Raw genomic sequence first — 20,460 nt, 5'->3', positions numbered from 1 at the left:
TAATTACAACAAGGTATACAAAAAAGCATCAACCGTTGGCGCGCGCCTCGATCTGCTCCCATTTTTCCAACGCTTCCAGCAATTCGCCTTCGATTTCGGCCACGCGGGCGTTCAAGCGCTTGCCTTCGGCTGGCGTCTTCTTGTAGAAGTCCGGATGCGACAGCTCGGCGGCCAGCACCGATTGCTCGTCTTCCAGCTTGGCAATCAGCTTGGGCAATTCTTCCAGCTCGCGCTGTTCCTTGTAGCTGAGCTTTTTCTGCTTGGCGGCCGGTGCGGCAGCCTCGACCTTCACGGCCGGCTTGCTGGCTGGCGCCGTGGCGATCGGCAAGGTGCGCACGCGCTCCCAGTCCGTGTAGCCGCCGACGAATTCACGCCACTTGCCCTCGCCTTCGGCGACGATCACCTGCGTGACCACGTTGTCGAGGAAAGTGCGGTCATGGCTGACCAGGAAGACGGTGCCCGTGTACTCTTCCAGCAACTCTTCCAGCAATTCCAGGGTATCGATATCCAGGTCATTGGTCGGTTCATCGAGCACCAGAACGTTGGCCGGCTTGGCGAACAGGCGCGCCAGCAGCAAACGGTTGCGCTCGCCACCGGATAGCGACTTGACGGGCGAACGGGCGCGTTCCGGCGCAAACAGGAAGTCGTTCAAATAGGTCATCACGTGACGGCGCTGGCCATTGATCTCGACCCAGTCGCTGCCCGGCGCGATAGTTTCCATCAAGTTCGCTTCTTCGTTCAGCTGCGTACGCATCTGGTCGAAATACGCCACTTGCAGCTTGGTACCCAGGCGAATAGTGCCCGTGTCCGACTCTTCCTGGCCCAGGATCATCTTCAGCAAGGTGGTCTTGCCGGCGCCGTTGGCGCCGATCAGGCCGACCTTGTCGCCGCGCAAGATGGTGGCGCTGAAATCCTTGACAATGACCTTGTCGCCGTAGATCTTCGAGACGTTTTCCAGGTCCGCCACGATCTTGCCCGAGCGTTCGCCTGCCGACACGTCCAGTTTTACCTGGCCCTGCTGGTCACGGCGCGCATTGCGCGTCAGGCGCAGCGCTTCCAGGCGGCGCACGCGGCCTTCGTCACGCACGCGTCGCGCCTTGACGCCCTTGCGTATCCACACTTCTTCCTGCGCCAGGAACTTGTCGAACTTGGCGTTTTCCACTTCTTCGATTTCCAGCTGCTCCGCCTTGCGCGTCTGGTAAGCCGTGAAGTTGCCCGGATACGACAGCAAACGGCCGCGGTCGAGCTCGATAATGCGCGTGGCAACGTTGTCGAGGAAGGAGCGGTCATGGGTAATGAACAGTACGCTGCCCTTGAAGTCGCGCAGCAAGCCTTCCAGCCACAGGATGGAACTGAAGTCCAGATGGTTGGTGGGCTCATCGAGCAACAGCACATCGGGCGCCGACACCAGCGCGCGCGCCAGCGCCACGCGCTTTTGCATCCCGCCCGACAGGGTTTTCATCAGCATGTCGCCCGTCAGGTTCAAACGGTCGAGCACGGTTTCCACCTTGTTCGGCAAGCTCCATGCATCGGCCGCATCGAGTTTCACCTGGATGTCGTGCATGCGCTCCATCAATTCGTCGTCATTGCCTTGGCCAAACTGGCCCGTCAATGCGTCATATTCCTTCAGCCAGGCCTGCGATTCGCCCATGCCGGAGGCGACGGCGTCGAACACGGACATGTCCGGGTCGAATTGCGGCTCCTGCTCCACATAGGCGATCTTGATGCCTTGCTGCATCACCAACAAGCCGTCATCGAGCTTGAACTTGCCCGAAATAACCTTCAAGAGCGACGATTTACCCGTGCCGTTGCGACCGATCAAGCCGACCCGCTCCGTGGTTTCCAGTGAAAATTCCGCGTGATCGAGCAGCGCGACGTGACCGAACGCAAGTTGCGCCGATGAAAGAGAAATGACAGCCATAATGAGTAAGAGTGCTCGGGCGCCGTTCCCTGCACACCGCGTGGTGTACAAAACAGCCGCCGATTAGATGAATGAAGCACGCATTGTACCGATAACTCGGACTTCAATCGCCATCGACCAGTAACTTTCGCCCGCAGGGACTCGGGCCGCCGACGCGCGCTGCGTGGAATGTGGTGTCGCCAGCAGGAATCGAACCTGCATTTAAGTCTTAGGAGGGAACACTAATAAGCAAAAAAATCTCTTTAATTACATATACTTATATGAGGTAGGTACGCTATTCTAGCCAAAATGTTCCAAATTTGTTCCAAGTTCCAACTTGGACCGTACATAGGAGAGGCTAGGATGGCAGGTAAGTTGATCACTGAACGAGTTGGTGTGAATGGGGATGTCTCGTTCTTGGTGCGAGTGCGCGAAGCTGGCGTTGCTGTTAGCAAGACTTGCAAAACCAAAAAAGAAGCTGAAAAATTCATTCGTGACGTCAAGTCCAAGATTGACCGTGGTGAGTCCGTCGACATCACCAAAATCAAAAAGCTCACCTTAGCTCAGATTTTCACTGAGTATCTAAAGCATAACACTGTCGCAGATGGCAAACGTTATGACCTTCAAAAGCTCAAACTTGAGATTGGAAGTGTGCCACTTGGCAACTTCAAGGCAGGCACTTTCGCACTTTATCTTAAGACCAAGCTGGAACAGAAGGTTCCAGATCAAGCAACTAAAAAGAAGTCTCATCCTCTGTACGATGGCCGTAAAGTGGTAGATGAGAAGACTGGTCAGTTGGTGCAAAAAACATACAGCGAAAGCACTATCAGAAAGCTCTATTACGCCATCAAGACATCATTGATGTGGCATGCCAAGCATCATGACTATACATTTGACCGTAAGCCTTTTGATGAGAATTCCCCACCTAAAGCATGGATTCCACGCGACAGGATTCTGGAAGCTGGTGAGTTGGATAGATTGTTGGATGCAACAGATAAAATGTATGTCAAGCAAGAAGAATGGAAGTGTCTTCTTCTGTGGCAATACTATTCGTGTATGCGTGCTGGAGAAAGCCTTCTTCTTAGGTGGGATGAAATTCACTTAAATGGTAAAGACCCAAGCCATTCATACATCTTCGTTCCAAAAGAAAATACTAAAATCGCTGACAAGAAGAATGCAGAAGATAGGAAGGTTCCACTTAGACCAGAGTTTTACCACTTCATTAAAGACCGGCTCATGAAGTTGAAGAAGCCAGGCCAATCTTTGGTCTTTGGGAATTATTGGGCTAGTAGCTCCGTCCTTTCTGGCAGATTCAAGGTGATTTGCAAAAATGGAAAAGTCACCAACTTCAAAATTCATGATCTGAGACACTGCGCTGTAAGTTGGTATTTTGTCAATACAAATCTTACTGATATTGAAATTAGCAAAATTTCTGGACATATTGAGTTGAGCACCTTGAAACGATATGCCACATTGAGGCATAGTGACATCGGAGCGAAGCTTTGGGCAAATGAGAGCTAATGCGTAGACCGAAGTGATAAGGGGTTTGTCGTAGCTAATGGACCGATAGCCGGGCAGAAGAGGTTGCTGACTATGTTCCCGCAGCCGTGATTGTCGTGAGACTGGGAGTGCTTGACACTCCTTCTGAACAGTTTGAGAAGATTGCTAAATTTTCTGTCGTATGAGAATTGGCAGTTTGCTTGGATTGTGTGGCTTAGGAGCGGTCGTGGCCGTTCCTCTTGAAACTTTGATAAATTGAGGAATTTTCTGCGTGAAAATCAGAAGAATAACTATCAAGAACTTTCGCGGAGTTAAAGAACTTGAATGGAATTTGCCGCAAGCCGATATTTTCTGCTTGATTGGCAAGGGAGACTCTTCCAAGTCCACCATATTGGAAGCCATTCGCTATGCCTTCTACCCTCAATGGAATCCCACTTTTACTGACGCAGATTTCCACCAGTGCAAGGTTGAGGATGGCATTGTCATTGAAGTGACCTTTGGTGACTTGATACCCGAATTCTGCTCAGTGCAAAAATATGGCAATCATCAACGAGGATGGGATAAGGTAACTCAGGAGCTCTTTGATGAAGAGGATGATCACCTTGAGGCAGTCCTCACAGTTCGCATGACTGTCGGAAAAGAATTGGAGCCGAAGTGGGTTATCTTTACAGATCGGACTCCTGAAGGTGTGCCGTTTAAGCAGGCAGATCGCAACAAGGTCAGTGTCGGGCTGATCGGTGCTTACAGTGAGAGACAGCTATCGTGGGCCACTGGCACTGCTCTGGCAAAACTAACCGAAGCCCAAAGCTTGAACGAGCTCTTGGCTACGGCCTCCAGAACTGCCCGCACGTCGCTGGACGTCGACCGCTTGGTGACGCTGAAGAACTTTGACGCGGCTGCCGAGAAGTCGCAAAAGATTGCCAAACTCTTGGGCGTGCCGGTCATCACCTCCTACCAAGCCCATCTAGATTTGAGTTCCATCAACCTGAAGGTGGGCGGCTTGGCGCTGCATGACGGTGACATCCCACTGCGTCAGTTGGGGTTGGGTTCTCGGCGTATGCTCCTGTGCGGCATTCAACAAGTAGGTTTGGACGAAGGCCATATCACTCTGTTTGATGAGGTTGAATTTGGCTTAGAGCCGCACCGAATTTCTCGCCTCATCAAACATGTGCGGGAAGACAAGCGGGGTCAATATTTCCTGACGACGCACTCGCCTGTAGTGCTGCGTGAACTCACTATAAGTGAGCTTTATGTCGTCCATAGTAAGGCCGGTGTTGTAAAAATTATTTCTGCCTCAAGCGACAGTTTAAAAGAACACGAAGTCCAAGGAAAAATTCGTTCAAGCGCTGAAGCGTTCTTGGCTAAGAAAGTTGTCGTTTGTGAAGGTGCCACCGAAGTTGGATTTCTCAGAGGCTTTGACGACTACCAGGTGGGGATGGGTGGTGATCCCTTTTCTTATCATGGTATCGCCCTTCTCAATGCCGGGGGCGGCAGCAAGGTCAAGGCAATGGCGAAAGCCTTCCACTCCCTCTGCTACCAAGCGTGTGTTTTTGCTGACGCCGATGCAGATGATCAATTTTCTCCTGCCGACAAAGCTGAATTGGAAAAACTCGGTGTGCCTGTGTATGTCTGGGACGACAAGCTTTCGTTGGAGCAGCGGCTCTTCAATGATTTGCCGTGGGCCAGCGTCCTTGCTAGTGTGAAGCTTGCTCAAGAACTTGCTTATCCAACCCATAATCAAATTCATTCAAAGTTCAAGGAGGACTTGGATAAAGACATGGATATTTGGGTAGATACTCCAAAAATACGAGCAGCCATCGGCCTTGCGGCGAAAGACTGTAACTGGTTCAAAGATATTACGCGAGGCGATAAGTGGTTTTCAACCGTAAGCCCAGCGTTCGCAAATCCTGATTTTTCAAAAAAGGACACGGCTTTGAAGCTTGCCCTGCTGTGGAAATGGGCATCCAATGTCTGACGAACTGGCAATCACGCTTGCCAACTGCACTACCAAGGGATATGTAATTGCCCCTGCTGGATACGGCAAGACCCATCTGATTGCCATGTCTGTCAAAACTGCCAAACAAAGGCAGCTCATCCTGACTCACACGTTTGCGGGTGTGAATTCAATCAAGGCCAAGATGGCGGCTTTGAAGGTGCCCGCATCGCTGTATCAAGTTGACACAATAGCAAGCTGGTCGTTGCGATTGTGCTTGGCCTATCCCAAGGGGTCAGGTTGGAAGGTGGACAACCCAACAAGTAAGCAGTGGAACAAGCTTTATGAATCCTGTTCAGGTTTGCTTACCAAGGCGTTCATCCGTCACATTATCGTATGCAGTTATGCCGGCGTCTATGTGGACGAATACCAAGACTGTTCAGATCTCCAACACACGCTTGTGTGTGCGTTAGCCGAGGTCCTGCCATGCCGCGTCTTGGGTGATCCCATGCAAGCTATCTTTGACTTTGACGGAGGCAAGCCTGTTGATTGGGACGTCAGTATTTATCCCCACTTTGACTGTTTAGGGCAGTTAGAAACCCCTTGGCGTTGGGAAAATGCTAGACAGCCAGAATTAGGGGCTTGGTTGAAGGCGGCCAGGGCGACTCTGGAGCAAGGCCAGAAAATTGATCTGCTGCACGGTCTTCCACCTTCTGTGAAGCGTGTTTACACTGACTCAGAATATCTCTCTTCAAAACAGTATTCATCGTTGTGCGGCCTGTTAGGCCATGACGAGAGTGTGATTGCTCTACATGGCGGAGATCAGCAGTCAAAGAATAAAACGCATCTTCTGGCCAGAACTATGGCAGGCCGATTTTCTTCCATTGAAGAGGTTGAAGGCAAGGAGCTTCATGCATTCTTCAAGAAGCTTGACGCTGCGAAAAACCACCAAGAGTGCTTTCTGCTAACATTAGAGTTTGCAAAAAAATGCTTCACTGGAGTAGCAGATACTTTGACTGCTGGTACCAAGCGGGGGGAAGTTGCGAATCAAAACAAGGGCACCAAATATCCTTTGGTCCTGCAGGCAGCAAATGCATACCTTAACAATCCGCAAATCATCCATCTTAAGTCCTTCTTCCTCGCTCTTAAGGACAATCCAGAAACCTCTGCCTATCGTCGTGATCTGTTGTATCGTTTCCTCAGTGTTTTGAAAATTCATATTGACGGCGATGCCAAAACTTTGTCGGATTCTGCAATTCTCTACCAGCGAGACATGCGGCACACAGGACGGCCTATTAGCCATAGAAAGCTAATCGGTACTACGTTGCTGGTAAAAGGCTTGGAATACGATCATGCGGTTATTTTGGATGCGGATGCACTTGATGCTAAAGATTTGTATGTCGCAATGACTCGAGGCTCCAAGTCACTTACTATTATAGGGACAAGCAGGCATTTGCCAGCGAGATAGGTACTGTAATGACAAAAAAGCTGCTGTTGGTTGACCTTGAGAACAAGCAAAAGGTTGACTTGTCTTTCCTCGATGAGAGCTTCAGGGCCATCATTTTCGTCGGCGCCAATCAGAACCCTCCAAAAGCTGCCAAGAAGCCAGCAACGATCCATAGGTTCAGCCGTGTGGACTTCCTGAAAATATCAGGTAGCGGCAAGAATGCCTTGGACTTCCACATAGCCTTTGAGTTGGGTAGGACGTTTGAAACAGCTCCTGATACCCAGTGCTTCGTGCTCAGTGGCGACAAAGGATTCGACCCTCTGCTGAAGCACCTAAACACCAACGGCATGATTTGCAAGCGAGTGGAGAGCATTGCAGAGCTCGTAAGCCCCAATATGGTGGTGGTGGTTGTGCATGACCAGGTTGTCTGTCCTCATTGCAAGAAGGCCAGCACGATTGAGCACCACGGTGGTCATTGGTGTAGCAACTGCGGCAGGTTCGCTACACCACCAGATCCGAAGCTGTTGCCGTCCAACCAAGTGGGCTATACAGAGCCAAAACGAGTTAAGTCTGAGGATACTCATGCTTCTCATGAGTGTGGGTGGTGCAACCAGCATACCGATATGACTGGGGGGATTTATGATGACGGTGAGTGGATGTGTGGGGGCTGCATAGCTCGTTACGCGACATAGACATTTAATTAGATGCGATAAAAAATCTATTTATTTTTAAAATATGAAAGATGGCAGTATGGTTGATAATTATTCTGAAATCTACATTGATAAACTTGCCGAAGCTTTTTTTCAGTCAAGGAAGTTAGGTTTTACACGCCCTCCTCTGATTGCTGTGGAAGCTCAGATTCAAGATGATGTTTTGCGTGCTACATCTGAGTTGCTAGGTCGTCTGTCGGGGATATTGAATATGGCGGTTCCTGGCTATTGGGGAAATTCTTGCCAGACCTTATCTACAAATATTTTTGCAATGCTTAATAGCCGTGGTATTGAAGCCAACATCATTCTCGGAAACGTCATCATTAATACCACTGACGAATTTGAAGTGACGTTGGAGAGCTTGCAAGCAGAAGTTCTCTCTACAGAAAGCTTAGAAGGAGCACAGAATGTTCATGCATGGGTATCCTTGGGTGGTGACACCATTGTTGATGCGGCACTTCCTCCAAGATTGGTAAAACACTATAAAGCACCTCAACACTTTAATGACATGATATTAATTGGAAGAGCGGCTGAGTTCAACGCAAGATACAACATTCAATATCAACCAATTCTTGTTGGTACTGAATTCTTTGCTAGAACTAACCCACCTGATCCGATGGACCTTCTCAACGCAATGCAATCAATGCGGACTTGAGCTGACTTCTGACGCCTTGGCTGTTGCCGGTCCTCGGACCTCATAGCTTAGAAGAACGTCGCGGCGTTCTGGCCTACCGGCATTTTCTGACTGGGATAAGTGGATTTTTACCAGGTGGTGAATGCTTATATCTTGATCACCTTCTTCTTCGCTACCTGTGGTTTAGGTTGTAGTTTAATTTCGAGCCTTTGGTTGGTTGTTAGCTTCATGAGATCGATGTCTAATTGCTTGTCATTGAGAAGATTCGTTACATACAATTTAATGGCGTCAATGGCGGCTTTTACTTTCTCCATCATGAATCCGGGTGCTTGATTGAAGTAGTCGTAATGGACAATATCACCTATCCAATGCTCTACAGAGATTTTTCCCAATCTTTGATTTCTCAATGCCTTCTCTTTCGGTGACATGCTTGGCGTGATTGGGTGAGCCTCAATGAAAGCTTTACGTGAAAATTTCTTTAGTTTCGCTTCCTCATTTCGATAGTGAGCTATTAATTCGTTATAGTTATGCCCGAAGTATCCTTTGCTCAAGGATGCTGATTTTATAAATTCAAGCATAACTGTAAAGCTATCATTAGACTGCATTTCCTTGCGATATTTTGCTGACTGCCTTCCGAAGTATTTGTAAGCTGTTTTGTCTGCTAAGTCCCAATTCCAGTATCCCTCTTGAGTCTTCTTCCTTATGTGAAGATTTTCTTCTTCGACAGTGGAGAGAAAAATTGCTGTTAGTGTTTCTGGTGATATGCTCGTTGCCTGCTGAATGAGTGTTAATTTTGTGATGTTGTCTTTTATGTGCTTATATGTATTGTTCTTTTTCTTGATCATGACCTCTCCTGTTTTTGTACATATAGCAGGAGTCAGATTACTGTCAAGTTAAAATCATATGAATTTAACTGAGTAATGGCAAATTTGATTTATTAAAAATTCCTTGTATATTAATGGTAGAAAAAATAACAGGGAGATAAGATGAAAAAAATATTACTAGTATTGGGTTGTTTGATGAGTTGTGCTTGGGCTCAAAATGGTGCCTCAATATCTGGGATCTACAACAGCGCAGTATCAAATCCTTTTGAACTTTGCTCTAAGCCAAAACCTACTACTCAGCCATTTTTGGGGTTGTATGAGAACATATGCAACCAAAACAACAACATAGCACAGCAGCAATATGGCAATAAGTTTGTACAACAGCAGACTGCAATCTATGGTCACTGTGGCCCGGTATCGAATAGTTGCGCGACTGGTAAATTTGTTGACGTTGCAGATGATGCCACCAGGCATATATGGGTTTGCCAGGGGTATAACGAACAAGGTCAGCCTCATGGCAACTACTCAGAATCTTGCAGTGCCAAAAAAGATACTCCTGTTCCAGCTATAGTCCCTAGCGTCACGCAAGACATTCCTCAGTATCAGCCTGTGGAGGAAAAACCAGCAGAGCTACCAACCGTATCTGTAATCTACGGTCATTGTGGCCCGGCAAAAAATAGTTGCGCACTTGGAAGATTCGTTGATGTGGCAGATGATGAAACTAGACATATATGGGTTTGTCAAGGCTATGATAGTCAAGGACAACCTCATGGAAACTATTCCGAGTCTTGTAGTGTAGGAAAATGAACTGATTGATTAAAAAAGCACCTTTTGGTGCTTTTTTATATTGGCTTGACTTGTGGATCTATGATGAGTTGTAATTTCTTTTTCTCAAGCTCAAGATTTAATGCTGCCAGTTTTTGTTCTATGATCATAATCTGGGACTTGAGCTTGAAAGCTCTTGGCCCCTTTGCGCTTGCCAGCATAAGAAGCAGGCTGTGGTACTGCATGGACATGCTGCCTATCTGCGCTTCCAATCCACCAAGAGCCGAACCCATGACTGAAGGTAACGTGCTGGCCTGCTCCTTATCGTCGTTGCGGCGTGCTACTCGGTGTGGAAGGTTCGCCTGCGGACCAGTCGTGGCAGGATCTGCTTGTTCCTTCAATGTGACTAGGTGCTTGTCCAAAGTGCCGGCGCTGTCCTTGCCAGGTTGATGTTCCTTGACTTGCTTGTCCTTGGTATCAGGACGTGGTTGCGAGCTCTTGGCAGTGGCTCTATTGCGATTCGCACCAGGTTTGGGAGTGAGGTAGCGACGCTGATTGAAAGCTGTTCTGGCCTCGATTCCTGCTACGAGCTTGTCCTTCTGTTCTTGGGCTTCAGAAGGGGACAGAAACCTCGGGATCTTGGCTTGGTGATGATCGGCAACGATTGCTGCATAATCGCTGTCCTTGGCAAACAGTGGCCCCTTCAAGCGGGTGTTTTTCTGTGCGCCAGGTAGTCGCACGGTTATGAAGTCGGTGCCTACCTTGTCCACGTTCACACCGTTACGCTTTATGAAGCCAATGAGTTGGTTGCGATTGCTGACAAAGCCATTGGTGATTTCTGAGTGGAGGACCTTGGCGAAGTCGTTCTTAGCCTTCTTATCCTTCTTGCCGTTTGGAGACTTGGCCTCAAAAGGCTTAAGAGAGATTTTGAGAGGATCGGCCACAACCTGGGCGAAGCCCAAGCTGTCGTTCATGACGGCAGAGAATGCATTGAAAAAAGCTATGTTTTTCTCACCAGGTGGATGAATGTTGAGCTGCTGGCCGGTGGTCAGTTCCGTGTTGGCAACCAGGAAGTGAAGCTCAAGATTGCCCTTGTCCCTGTGGGCCACCCAGAAGTCTGCAAAGTTCTCATCCACCTTCAGACCAGGCATGAAGGTCGAACGGAAGGTTTCAATGACTGTGTTGATCTGTTCAGGTGTCACGGATTCGTTATCGCGGAAGGCGACGACACCCGAAGTATACTTGTGCAGCCTGTTGGTAGCATTGGCTATGTCTTCAAAGGTAAGTGGATCGCCAAAAATAATCTCAGGAAGGATAGAGCGTTTCTTGCCTTCATGATCGGTGTCACTGAGTAGGTATCTAACGGCTGATTCAGAACCTCCTTTGCCAGTTGAAAAAATGGTGACATTCATATCTTTTTCTTCTTCTCTTTAGATTTTGGTTCAAAGGTGGCATGAAGTTTTTCATTGAGTTTTTTCTTCATGAGCCACTGGTTGAATTCTTCTTCTGTGAGTTCTTGGTCGTTTAAGAAGTATTTTTTGGCATGGAACCATTCAAAGGCTGGGCCGTCTTCACGATGTCTTTTTCCATGCTGATACCAATGCTTGGATTTATCTAAAGCTTCAACGGCAGGTCCATCTTCTCTATGTCGCTGACCGTTAAACCACCACTCCTTGGTGCCGTTCGCTGATTCAACAGCAGGGCCATTTTCACGATGTCTCTGGCCGTTCAGATACCACTCCTTGGTGCCACTCAGACGTTCAATAGCTGGACCATCTTCACGGTGTAGTTGGTTATTCAAATACCAGTAGACCGCTTCAACATTTTCATATCTTCCGTTCTTCATTTTCGTTCCTTAAATATTGTTGTTATGGTGGAAACGCCATCTTGAATTTTTGTCAGTTCTTCGAACATTCCCTGTGTTGTAGAGTTCCAAACCTTCATGCGATTGAGAGCACGGGCAATCTGATTGATATTGCTACCTATTTTTCCCAATGAAGCGAGAAGCTGAATACGAAGCTTATGTTCTACCTTTGTCTCATTGTTAGCCTGGTGATTACTTGGTAGAAGCAAGGCGCGAGCATGGATGGCGGTAGAAGAAGCTCCTGCTTCGATTGCTCTTTCTTGAAGAGCGGCCCACTCTTCAGGTGTGAATCTGATTTCAAAACGCTTAGTTCGTTTTGATTTATTGGCTTCGACGCCGGTTTGTCCTGAGCGTTGTTTGACTTTAGGGTCAATATTCTTTTTTTTATACTTCATTTAACGATCCTTATTGTTAATTTTTCGAGCCTCGCGGCAGCAGCGGGTGTGGGTGAAACCCACAATATTCAACCTAAAGTAGCCATGAAATGGGTAACGTAGGATTGATTGACCTTGCTTTAACTAAATTTCTTTGTTTTTTCCTGTTTGTAGGGGGTAGGAGTAACGACCCTCCTTTAAAGATTAGCGTAACGATTTTGGATGTCAAATTTACTCACGTCTCATGAGTAAATATTTCATGTATAAGAATTTGCATGGAAGTAATATTAATGAGTCATAATTTATATGGAAGTTAATGTTGATGAGTCATAATTTCTATGTGTAATCGTGTTCATGAGACATGGATGACTCCACGCGACATGAAGCCAATGTGTTGTAATTCCTATGTGGTTTCACGTTCATGAGACATGCTTGTGTCTATGAGACATGAGGCCAATGCGTCGTAATTTCTGTGTGCGTTAAGTTTCATGCGACATGTTTGTGTCTATGAGACATGAGCGCAATGAATAGTTATTTCTATTTGTGATAAATCCCATGCGACATATATGTGTCTATGCGACATGAACTGATTGTGTAATTTTATTTTTTATCCATGACGGCTATGACTCAGTGCCAGAAAAAGAAGATGAGTTACTGGGGTTGACTTCAGTAAAGCTTGCGCTTAAATGATTTGGGAACCATTAGGAGAATTAATCATGGCAAAAGAAATAATTAAAGCTGTAAAGGGTACGGTACGGATAGGTCCGCGTATTTCCAGAGCGACATACATGCAGGCAAAGTATATTTATGCCACTAAAGGGATGAGTTTTGAAGAAAGAATTGAAGAGCTACTTGATAAAGATATTGAGTATCAGATGAAGCAGAAGTGGTTTCTCGATGGATTGAATAAGAGAGAGCATGAGAAGTTTGAAGGTCTTAGGAACGTGGTCAAGAATTCAGGTGATGTTGATAGCAGCCTCTTTGATTCCAACAATTTAGATCGTGGAGGCGATCAAGATGAGTGAGCCTGACGATAGGTTGGTATATTTAAAAGCATGTGGGGAAAAGCCTCTGAATTATTATCTTCCTTTGAACGTTTTGGAAGTCATAGACGATGGAGGTAAGTTTAGTTTCAACACTACCTTTTTGACGTTTATGCTTAGAGCTAAAAGCAACGAAATAAAGCTTGAGAGGCAAACCAAAGAATGGGCCGATGAGAAAGAATCACTTGAGCGAGAGGTTTTAAAATTGGCTAAGGATTTCCATGCAATGAAAAAGGAGAGGGATAAGCTCAAAAGGCAGTTGGCTAGGGTCAAGGGAAACGAGGGTGCGGAGCATGATGAGGAAGGTGAATAACCTTCAAGAAGCACCCTTGGCTTGCGCCGGTCCCTCAAGGGACCTCATGTGTAGAAGAGTGGCGAAGCACTCTCACTGGCGTATCAGCCGTGAGTAAGGTTTTGAGGCTGTGGATGGGACATAGCAATGTATGCAATGCCAGCATTTGCCTTGCGCTGTGCCAAGTGGGGTTTGGCTTTTATGTTGCCGGCATGAATTAGTGTTTAATTTGCAATAATTTTATGTTGACTTGTGAATGTCAATTGTTAGTATTAAAATATAACTATAAAAAAGGATAAATATAAATGAAAAAGGGAAAAATATTAGCAGCGTTACTTGTTACTTTTGCTTCTAGCACTGCGATGGCTGGAAGTACGACGAGTAACTTCCAAGCAAATGCAGTAATGAACTCAAGTTGCTCTGTAACATCGACAAATGTGAATTTTGGAACCATTAATTCAGCAGATGCCGTAAATGCAACAGGAACCATCAGTTTTACATGTAGTAAGTCTGTTCAATATAAGTTAGGTCTTAGCAGTGGTAGTTCTGGAGAGATTAGATCACGCGAAATGGTTGGCACAATTACCGGGAACAATGACAAATTGAGCTACAACCTTTATGTTGACGAAGGTAGAGTGGCATTATGGGGGAATGGTCTACCAGGAGATGGTGGATCAATTTGGAGTGGAAAAGGAAGTGGTGAAGTACAAACCAATACTATTTATGGAAAAGTAAATTCAGGTCAATATATAAAACCAGATACATATAGTGATAATTTGATTGTATCAGTTTTTTATTGATTCCATAAATTTAACAAGTGCACCTTCGGGTGCTATTTTTTAGATTGCTACTCCATGTGGGCCTGAGTTAAACTGTGAAAGCTGACGCTAGTTCAGCTAACCTATACGGCAGGCATTGCTTGCGAACTCTGATGAATTGGGCAGACAGTGGCACGAATTAACTTAAGAAAATTTATCGCTGAACACTACCGAGGTGGGGTTAGTGCACGTGACGTGATTCGTGAAGCACTGACCAATGCCATTCATGCTGAAAGCAACAACATTTCTGTTGATCTTCATTTCTCAGAGCGGCAACAAGAACTTTCACCTGGTAGTGAAGAACGCCGTAGTCTGGAGGCGATCACTATCATTGATGACGGTGTAGGTTTTACCAGTGAGAACCTGAACTTTTTTGACGAAATTTGTACCAGCCATAAGGACAACATTGGCGGCAAAGGCGTTGGCCGTCTTGCTTTTCTTAAATACGCCAAAACTGTCCAAATAAGAAGTCAGCTCGAGCACGAACTTGTAGAGTTCCCATATACGCCGGAGTTCAAACTGGATGACGTGAAAAAGTCACCAAAGGGTGGTGCACGAAGTACAAGCATCATGCTCATGGACTTAAAGGATAAGATCAACACGCAAGTAACGAAATTAGTTAACTCAATATGCGACGATTTACGCTTGATCTTGTTCTTAAAACACCAAGCTGGTCATACCATTAGTCTTAGATTTACACATAATTCACGCCAACCTTTTGACGAGGTATATGTTTTTTCTGGTGACTCAATTGAGGCTGAGCTTGAGAACGAATTTGACGTCGAAGGTGAGAAGTTCAAATGTTACCTGTTTAGGGATGATGCGCCTCGCAAGGGTATTGTTGCCATGCTCTGCGCTGACCAGTTGTGTATTGAAGAGTATGTAATTAGCAAACGCTTTGACATTTGCCGCCATCTGATTTTTGTCACTTCCGACTACTTTAATCATCGTTCAAATATTGAGCGTCAACGCCTTGAACTTCCTAAGACGGATGAGGATACAGATATGGTGTCTCCCATTAGTCGGGAAAAACTGACGCCTCGTATTCACGAGGAATGCATGAAGATGATTAATGAATCTGCTGAAGGAGATATTGATAAATTTAAGATTGATAATATTGAAAAACTCAAGAAATACTATCCATTTATAAAATTAGATTCACTTGGAGGCAATGCTGCGTTGCTTGATGCTGATGAGGTCGTCAAGACTTACAGAGCTCAACAAGCCAGGAAAGAAGACCAGCTTATTGATGCGTTGGAAAGTGGACGGCCTGTGTCGTTAGATGATGTGTCGCACCTTGCCAGTGAGGACTTGGCTCGTTTCATTGTTCATAGAGCATTAGTGATTGACTCGCTTGCTCGTATGCCCCCTACTAGTGCTGAAGATGCATTACATAACGCTATCCTTCCAAAGCGCACAGACGGCAGTGAGATTAGAGAGAACAATGTTTGGCTGGTGGATGATAAATTTTTGTCCTATTCCAACATCTACAGCGAAGAAACGCTGGCGAAGATCATTGAGGATGTTGGACACTCGGTAGAAGTCAAACAACAGCGTCGCCCGGATGTCGCAGTATTTTTCTCAAAAGACAGCGAAAACCATCCTAATAAGCTTGTGATCATTGAATTTAAAAAACCTGGGGCCGACATTTTTGAAAATAATAAAGCCTTAATGCAATGTAGGCTTTATGCCAGTGAGCTTGCCGAAAAGATAGGAACAGTGCGTGAGGTTTTTGCTTTCTCAGTGGTAGAAATTGATGATGCGTTCTACAGGGATATGAAGCAAACTGGATTCAAGGATGTCTTTTCTTTGAATGATAGAGTCGTTTATAACGATTTCTCGATTGGTTTGAATAGTGAGATACCTCTTCACCTGTATGTCATGCCAGCTAGCGCATTGATCAAAGATGCGAAGGCCAGAAACAAGGTGTTTGAAGAGGTGCTGAGGTTTGACGTTGCTAAGTAGGCTGGGGTAGCAGGTATTAGTGAGGATTTTTCACTACTTTTTGCTCACGCTACCCTCTCCCTAATTACCTCTTTTTAGTTAAATTCATATGATTTTTACTGGTGTAGCGGTGGAATGTTAAGATAAAAAGCGCCAGGAAGGTGCTTTTTTTATTGCTTGGCTGAAGAGTAAAATCTTGCGTGTGTAACTTCAAAATCTCGCTAAAGTCGATACTGGATTTCTATTGATATTTGCTTGCAATACGCTAGTCTCGTTCTAGGGGTAAATTAGGAGATTCCCCTTTGAAGAATGGACGATATGAAGAAGATGGCTTGGAACTTTGGTATTTTAATGATCAACTGCATAGAGAAGATGCCCCTGCGTGTATAGAGAGTGATGGTTCAAAATCCTGGTATCACCAAGGGGAGTTGCACAGAGAAGATGGTCCAGCAGTCATATGGGGAGATGGTGCCAAGGAATGGTGGGTTGGTGGGCTTAGACACCGTATCGGCGGTCCTGCAGTCGTCAATGCAGACGGTAGTTGCTCTTGGTATAAGGACGGTCAGTTACACCGTGTTGACGGGCCAGCCGTAGAAGCTGGCAGTGGAGCGAAGGCTTGGTACCAAGAGGGAAAGCTGCATCGTATGAAGGGACCGGCTGTGGAAGGTTCTGACGGCGTAACGGAGTGGTACCGGCATGGGATCAAGATTCCAGACCAAGACTTCCTACCGAAGCCGTTTGACTCCAGGAAGCTTGCCTATGTTAGTGGTTATTACGGCAAGTCAGTGAAAGTTGTAGAGAACAGAATTTTAGCTCTGAGAAAAGATTTTTTTGACGAAGGTGAAACGTCTAGAGGTGTTAAACCCAAGTGGTGATCCTCGCCGTTTAGATCTTCTTCGTTTATTTCGTTCTATGGTGGTAAATTCTCAGCCCGAAAAAGAAGAACGTACGTTAAAGTTGGATATCAATTCTGAATATTTGGTTTAAGTTCTGAGTTGATAATGCCTTGGCCGGTTGGCAAGGTATTTCGACGAACGATAACTGCACGGGGAATTATGAAGAAGCTGCACCAAGGGTATGGAGGCAAATGTATTGGCGCCGCAAGGAATGGCTTGCTGGTCATGGTGTTGGTGTTGACAGGCTGTGCAGCAGTTCGTGGAGAACCGCCATTGGTGATCTACGGCCAGGTCGTTGCGGCACAGCCTCGCCAAGTGTTGGAGCAGCATGCAAACCCGACTGGCGCTGTAGTCGGTGGTTTGGCCGGTGGTGTGTTGGGCAATCAGTTTGGCAAGGGCAATGGCAAGAAAGCCATGACGGTTTTGGGTGCTCTCGCTGGTGCTGCGGCCGGGAGTCAGGTTGGAAAAAGGGAAGAGCTGAGATCCGTCATGGATTTGCAGGTAAGGATGCCTGACGGTGCGGTAGTGCCGATCACGACCAGTGATGTGGGTTTCAGGATTGGTCAGACGGTGAAGATTATTCAGCAAGGAAAGCAGGCAACGATTGAAGCGGTAAATTGAATCAACTTTGAGGAATCGGGAAGCACCTTCGGGTGCTTTTTTACTTTCAAAGGACTCAGGTCACGTGACTTGCTTTTGTTGCTCTATGGATATGGCATAATTTAGAGAACAGCAATGAGACAAGGATAGTGCACATGATATTACCGATAGTTGATCCCTTCAGCCAGCCGTTTGAAGTGTGGACCACCAGAGATGCCACTCAAGAAGAAATGTTAGAGGATTTCCGTCGAACTGGGACGATGTATGCACGCACAAACGATAGGTTAATCGCTACCGTTACTAACGGATTTGAAGCGGCTATATATATGGCTAAAGTAGGGGCTGATGGCGCATTAGGGAATCATGTCAATAATGCCTTGGACTGCGATCACAACTATAACCAGTGGCGCCTAGCTATGCCAAGGGCAACTCCACCAGGGCTTAAAAAATACAAAAGCAGCTACCCCCATTACGATGCATATGAGGTAAACAAGGAGATCAACGAGTTCGGGCGCTACCTCCCACCAGGGCAGGTATTGTTCCATGCGGGAGTATGGCTAGGTGGAACCTCGTTGGTCACGGATAGGCCGTTGTCGACCTCTCTCTGTCCTCAAGTGGCTTTGAGAAATGCAGACCACAACGGCAAGGCTTACGAAGCGGGGCGTATCGATCTACTCGTCATACGAGTTGCAGAGTCCGCGACAAAGGCGTTCGCGTACAAACGTAAGGGTATGGCTCTTGGCCATGAGAACGAGGTAGTGTTCGCCGCTGGCGCAAGTCTGTCGTGGTTCTCTGAAACATTGGTGAGGAAGGACTACCCAGCAGGAAAGGCTTTTCATGATGGTAAGCATGTGCCAGCCTACGTACTGGAAATCGATTTGACCTGACCACCCATTGTCACACTTTCTAGGCAATAATAGGGGTTATAGTTAGTTTGCTGCCCCTTGGCTGGCGCCAGCCCCCAAAGAGAATTTCATGTATTGGAAGAACGTCGGAGCGTTCTGGCTTACAGATCTTGACAGAGTTAAATGATTTTGTAAGTTGTTCTCTAAAAGGAGAGCAACATGAGTATCAGGAAAATAAAGAAAAGAAATAGCTTTAGACGAAAAACCAACTATCGAAGAAAGGTATTTAAGATGAAATTTGTTGAGTTATATGGTGATTTGTATCCATTAAATGACCGAGTTATCTTCAAGATAAAAAACCATCCCAATGGCTTGCAAGAAATATATCTTCTTTACACGGATGGTGGCGGAAGTGAAATTTTAGTTGGTGACGTCACAAATCAAAAAATCCTCACGACTGAGAAGAAGGTTGAGATCGCATTGAAGGGCAAGATTAGAGAAATAAATATCTTTCATTGATAATATTTTTAGCTTTTTTTCTAAAATATTTTTAATGGCAAAAAGACCACTTAGGTGGTCTGCATGTCTTAAATCTTCATCGCTTTAACTTGAAAGAATTATCAATTTTAAGTATTTTTTTCTGTTTAATAAAATCTTCTCTTAGATCGCTAATCGTCTCTTTGGTTTCAGCAGAACTTCTGATGGTAGGCCTGTCATGTTGATCGGAAGAATATTTAGATCTTGGAAGATACTTTTTTGCTTTCGTTCCTAAGAATTCAACAGCATGATCGGTTGCGACAGCAGCGTTATGAAATGCAGCCCCCATTGTCATTAATGCACCCATGCCAAGTCTCAAAAACTTATTTTTCTTCAAGCCGTTGCTGTTTGCTAACTTATCTTTGATGTCAAAAGCAAGCTCCATGCTTGGACTGCCTAGCTTACTATCTTTTAGATTGTTGTTTGAATCTTGAAAGAAATTCGTTTCTTTTGATACTTCTGAACGTTGTTCTTTGACGCTTTTCTCAACAGCAGGAATGATTTCGCCTGTGTATCTGGATAATTTCTTGTTGGATATTATTTCATTGAATTCACTTTCCAGATATTGTCTTCCATTCAAGTACCATGATACTGTTCCGTCAAAGTATTCATTTGCTGGCCCATCTTCCCTGTGCCGTAGTCCATTTCTATACCAAAACTTAGAACCGTCTGATAATTCACAAGCGGGACCATCTTCTCGATGTTTTTCCCCATTGGCGTACCAGAGCATTGTTCCGTCTTGATATTCGATGGCGGGTGCATCCTCGCGGTGAAAGGTGCCGTTTAGATACCAATACACATCACCAAACTCTACATGTCTTCCATTTTTCATACTTACTCTCCATTAAACTATACAATGCTATTGAAGCGAAGAGTAAAGTCAATGAAAAGTATGATGAATTTATAGGTATGAAAAAAATACCAAAATAAGTTTTCTTTATTAAGAATTTTTTTTTAGTTTTTTAGTATATACTGCTGAGTTTAAATTTTTTCTCAGTGCCAGCATAGCTGAGACAATGTTTGACACATCACTAAGTTGACTATCATCAAGTGTTTCAAGCGCGGACTGGACACTCTTGACCTTGTTAAGCGGAAAATCCGATTTGGTGTATTCCACGCCGTTTAAAAACCATTCAGTCATACCGTCAGGGTCTTCAATCGCGGGGCCATCATCACGATGGAGCTTTCCGTGCTGATACCATTCTTTTCTACCATTAGCAGATTCAAAGGCAGGACCATCATCACGGTGAAGTTTTCCATTAATCCACCATTCTCGGCTACCATCTACATCCTCAATCGCGGGGCCATCTTGACGATGTATAAAATTTTTTAACATCCAAACTATTCTTCCACCTCTTTTTGTTACTGGAATAGATTTCTCCACTACTGCTTCATTGATTTTTTTCATATTTCCTCCATAATAATTAATATTATTAAATTGAAGGAAGAAATCAAGACTGTGAGTGCAATAAAAAAAGCTCCATGAGAGAGCTTCCTTGTATGCATAGGCGAAACGATTTATATTTATTAATTT

21 protein-coding genes are annotated in these 20,460 nt (G+C 45.6%); 14 read left to right on the top strand and 7 right to left on the bottom strand.

Annotation, left to right across the window (positions count from 1 at the left end; genetic code table 11):
• Positions 1 to 28: 28 nt before the first annotated feature.
• Positions 29 to 1,921, bottom strand: coding sequence for an ATP-binding cassette domain-containing protein (locus CLU92_RS26770; RefSeq protein ID WP_101484347.1), 1,893 nt, complete (start codon positions 1,919 to 1,921; stop codon positions 29 to 31).
• A gap of 342 nt (positions 1,922 to 2,263) precedes the next feature.
• Here CLU92_RS26770 and CLU92_RS26765 point away from each other — a divergent pair, with 342 nt between their 5' ends.
• From CLU92_RS26765 to CLU92_RS27610, 5 genes are all read left to right on the top strand, one after another.
• Positions 2,264 to 3,421, top strand: coding sequence for a site-specific integrase (locus CLU92_RS26765; RefSeq protein ID WP_180338599.1), 1,158 nt, complete (start codon positions 2,264 to 2,266; stop codon positions 3,419 to 3,421).
• Between the two features lie 250 nt (positions 3,422 to 3,671).
• Positions 3,672 to 5,375: an ATP-dependent endonuclease gene (locus CLU92_RS26760; RefSeq protein ID WP_101484345.1), complete on the top strand. Its 1,704-nt coding sequence runs from the start codon at positions 3,672 to 3,674 to the stop codon at positions 5,373 to 5,375.
• Positions 5,368 to 6,801: a UvrD-helicase domain-containing protein gene (locus CLU92_RS26755; RefSeq protein WP_101484344.1), complete on the top strand. Its 1,434-nt coding sequence runs from the start codon at positions 5,368 to 5,370 to the stop codon at positions 6,799 to 6,801. The genes CLU92_RS26760 and CLU92_RS26755 overlap by 8 nt, the downstream gene beginning before the upstream one ends.
• Before the next feature lie 8 nt (positions 6,802 to 6,809).
• Positions 6,810 to 7,472, top strand: coding sequence for a PIN domain-containing protein (locus CLU92_RS26750; protein ID WP_101484343.1), 663 nt, complete (start codon positions 6,810 to 6,812; stop codon positions 7,470 to 7,472).
• Positions 7,473 to 7,530: 58 nt separating this feature from the next.
• Entirely contained in the window at positions 7,531 to 8,145 is a 615-nt protein-coding gene (locus CLU92_RS27610; protein ID WP_143452662.1) for a hypothetical protein, read from the top strand.
• A gap of 125 nt (positions 8,146 to 8,270) precedes the next feature.
• Here CLU92_RS27610 and CLU92_RS26745 read toward each other — a convergent pair whose 3' ends face one another.
• Positions 8,271 to 8,969: a hypothetical protein gene (locus CLU92_RS26745; protein WP_101484342.1), complete on the bottom strand. Its 699-nt coding sequence runs from the start codon at positions 8,967 to 8,969 to the stop codon at positions 8,271 to 8,273.
• A 141-nt stretch (positions 8,970 to 9,110) separates the two neighbouring features.
• Here CLU92_RS26745 and CLU92_RS27605 point away from each other — a divergent pair, with 141 nt between their 5' ends.
• Positions 9,111 to 9,755 (top strand): hypothetical protein, encoded by a 645-nt coding sequence (locus tag CLU92_RS27605; RefSeq protein ID WP_143452661.1) that lies wholly within the window; start codon positions 9,111 to 9,113, stop codon positions 9,753 to 9,755.
• Positions 9,756 to 9,790: 35 nt separating this feature from the next.
• On the opposite strand, the gene CLU92_RS26735 is transcribed toward CLU92_RS27605, so the two are convergent.
• From CLU92_RS26735 to mobC, 3 genes are read right to left on the bottom strand one after another with little or no spacing between them, the layout of a single operon-like run.
• Positions 9,791 to 11,125 carry a relaxase/mobilization nuclease domain-containing protein gene (locus CLU92_RS26735; protein WP_101484340.1) on the bottom strand — a complete coding sequence of 445 codons (1,335 nt, stop codon included), beginning with the start codon at positions 11,123 to 11,125 and terminating at the stop codon, positions 9,791 to 9,793.
• On the bottom strand, positions 11,122 to 11,559 hold the full coding sequence (locus tag CLU92_RS26730) for a hypothetical protein (RefSeq protein WP_180338598.1): 438 nt from the start codon (positions 11,557 to 11,559) through the stop codon (positions 11,122 to 11,124). The genes CLU92_RS26735 and CLU92_RS26730 overlap by 4 nt, the downstream gene beginning before the upstream one ends.
• Positions 11,556 to 11,972: a plasmid mobilization relaxosome protein MobC gene (mobC, locus tag CLU92_RS26725; protein WP_101484339.1), complete on the bottom strand. Its 417-nt coding sequence runs from the start codon at positions 11,970 to 11,972 to the stop codon at positions 11,556 to 11,558. Before mobC ends, CLU92_RS26730 begins: the two co-directional genes overlap by 4 nt.
• A gap of 695 nt (positions 11,973 to 12,667) precedes the next feature.
• Between mobC and CLU92_RS26720 the strand changes: the two genes are divergently transcribed.
• The 8 genes from CLU92_RS26720 to CLU92_RS26685 all read left to right on the top strand — a co-directional run bounded on the left by CLU92_RS26720 (position 12,668) and on the right by CLU92_RS26685 (position 18,908).
• On the top strand, positions 12,668 to 12,976 hold the full coding sequence (locus CLU92_RS26720; RefSeq protein WP_101484338.1) for a hypothetical protein: 309 nt from the start codon (positions 12,668 to 12,670) through the stop codon (positions 12,974 to 12,976).
• Positions 12,969 to 13,307, top strand: coding sequence for a hypothetical protein (locus CLU92_RS26715; RefSeq protein WP_101484337.1), 339 nt, complete (start codon positions 12,969 to 12,971; stop codon positions 13,305 to 13,307). Before CLU92_RS26720 ends, CLU92_RS26715 begins: the two co-directional genes overlap by 8 nt.
• 284 nt (positions 13,308 to 13,591) lie before the next feature.
• Complete coding sequence (locus CLU92_RS26710) at positions 13,592 to 14,086, top strand: spore coat U domain-containing protein (RefSeq protein WP_101484336.1); 495 nt, start codon at positions 13,592 to 13,594, stop codon at positions 14,084 to 14,086.
• A gap of 147 nt (positions 14,087 to 14,233) precedes the next feature.
• Positions 14,234 to 16,069, top strand: coding sequence for an ATP-binding protein (locus CLU92_RS26705; protein WP_180338597.1), 1,836 nt, complete (start codon positions 14,234 to 14,236; stop codon positions 16,067 to 16,069).
• Positions 16,070 to 16,350: 281 nt separating this feature from the next.
• Complete coding sequence (locus CLU92_RS27600; RefSeq protein ID WP_143452660.1) at positions 16,351 to 16,923, top strand: hypothetical protein; 573 nt, start codon at positions 16,351 to 16,353, stop codon at positions 16,921 to 16,923.
• Between the two features lie 180 nt (positions 16,924 to 17,103).
• On the top strand, positions 17,104 to 17,565 hold the full coding sequence (locus CLU92_RS26695; protein WP_180338596.1) for a glycine zipper 2TM domain-containing protein: 462 nt from the start codon (positions 17,104 to 17,106) through the stop codon (positions 17,563 to 17,565).
• Between the two features lie 134 nt (positions 17,566 to 17,699).
• Positions 17,700 to 18,431 (top strand): hypothetical protein, encoded by a 732-nt coding sequence (locus CLU92_RS26690; RefSeq protein WP_101484332.1) that lies wholly within the window; start codon positions 17,700 to 17,702, stop codon positions 18,429 to 18,431.
• 177 nt (positions 18,432 to 18,608) lie between these two features.
• Entirely contained in the window at positions 18,609 to 18,908 is a 300-nt protein-coding gene (locus CLU92_RS26685; protein ID WP_101484331.1) for a hypothetical protein, read from the top strand.
• A gap of 76 nt (positions 18,909 to 18,984) precedes the next feature.
• On the opposite strand, the gene CLU92_RS27935 is transcribed toward CLU92_RS26685, so the two are convergent.
• Positions 18,985 to 19,758 (bottom strand): hypothetical protein, encoded by a 774-nt coding sequence (locus tag CLU92_RS27935; RefSeq protein ID WP_180338595.1) that lies wholly within the window; start codon positions 19,756 to 19,758, stop codon positions 18,985 to 18,987.
• A 108-nt stretch (positions 19,759 to 19,866) separates the two neighbouring features.
• On the bottom strand, positions 19,867 to 20,334 hold the full coding sequence (locus CLU92_RS27930) for a hypothetical protein (RefSeq protein WP_180338594.1): 468 nt from the start codon (positions 20,332 to 20,334) through the stop codon (positions 19,867 to 19,869).
• Positions 20,335 to 20,460: the final 126 nt, after the last annotated feature.

The sequence above is a fragment of the Janthinobacterium sp. 61 genome (assembly GCF_002846335.1).
Classification (GTDB): Bacteria; Pseudomonadota; Gammaproteobacteria; order Burkholderiales; family Burkholderiaceae_D; genus Janthinobacterium.
Note: the sequence above shows the minus strand (reverse complement) of the source record. Positions and strands in the feature narration are given on the sequence as shown.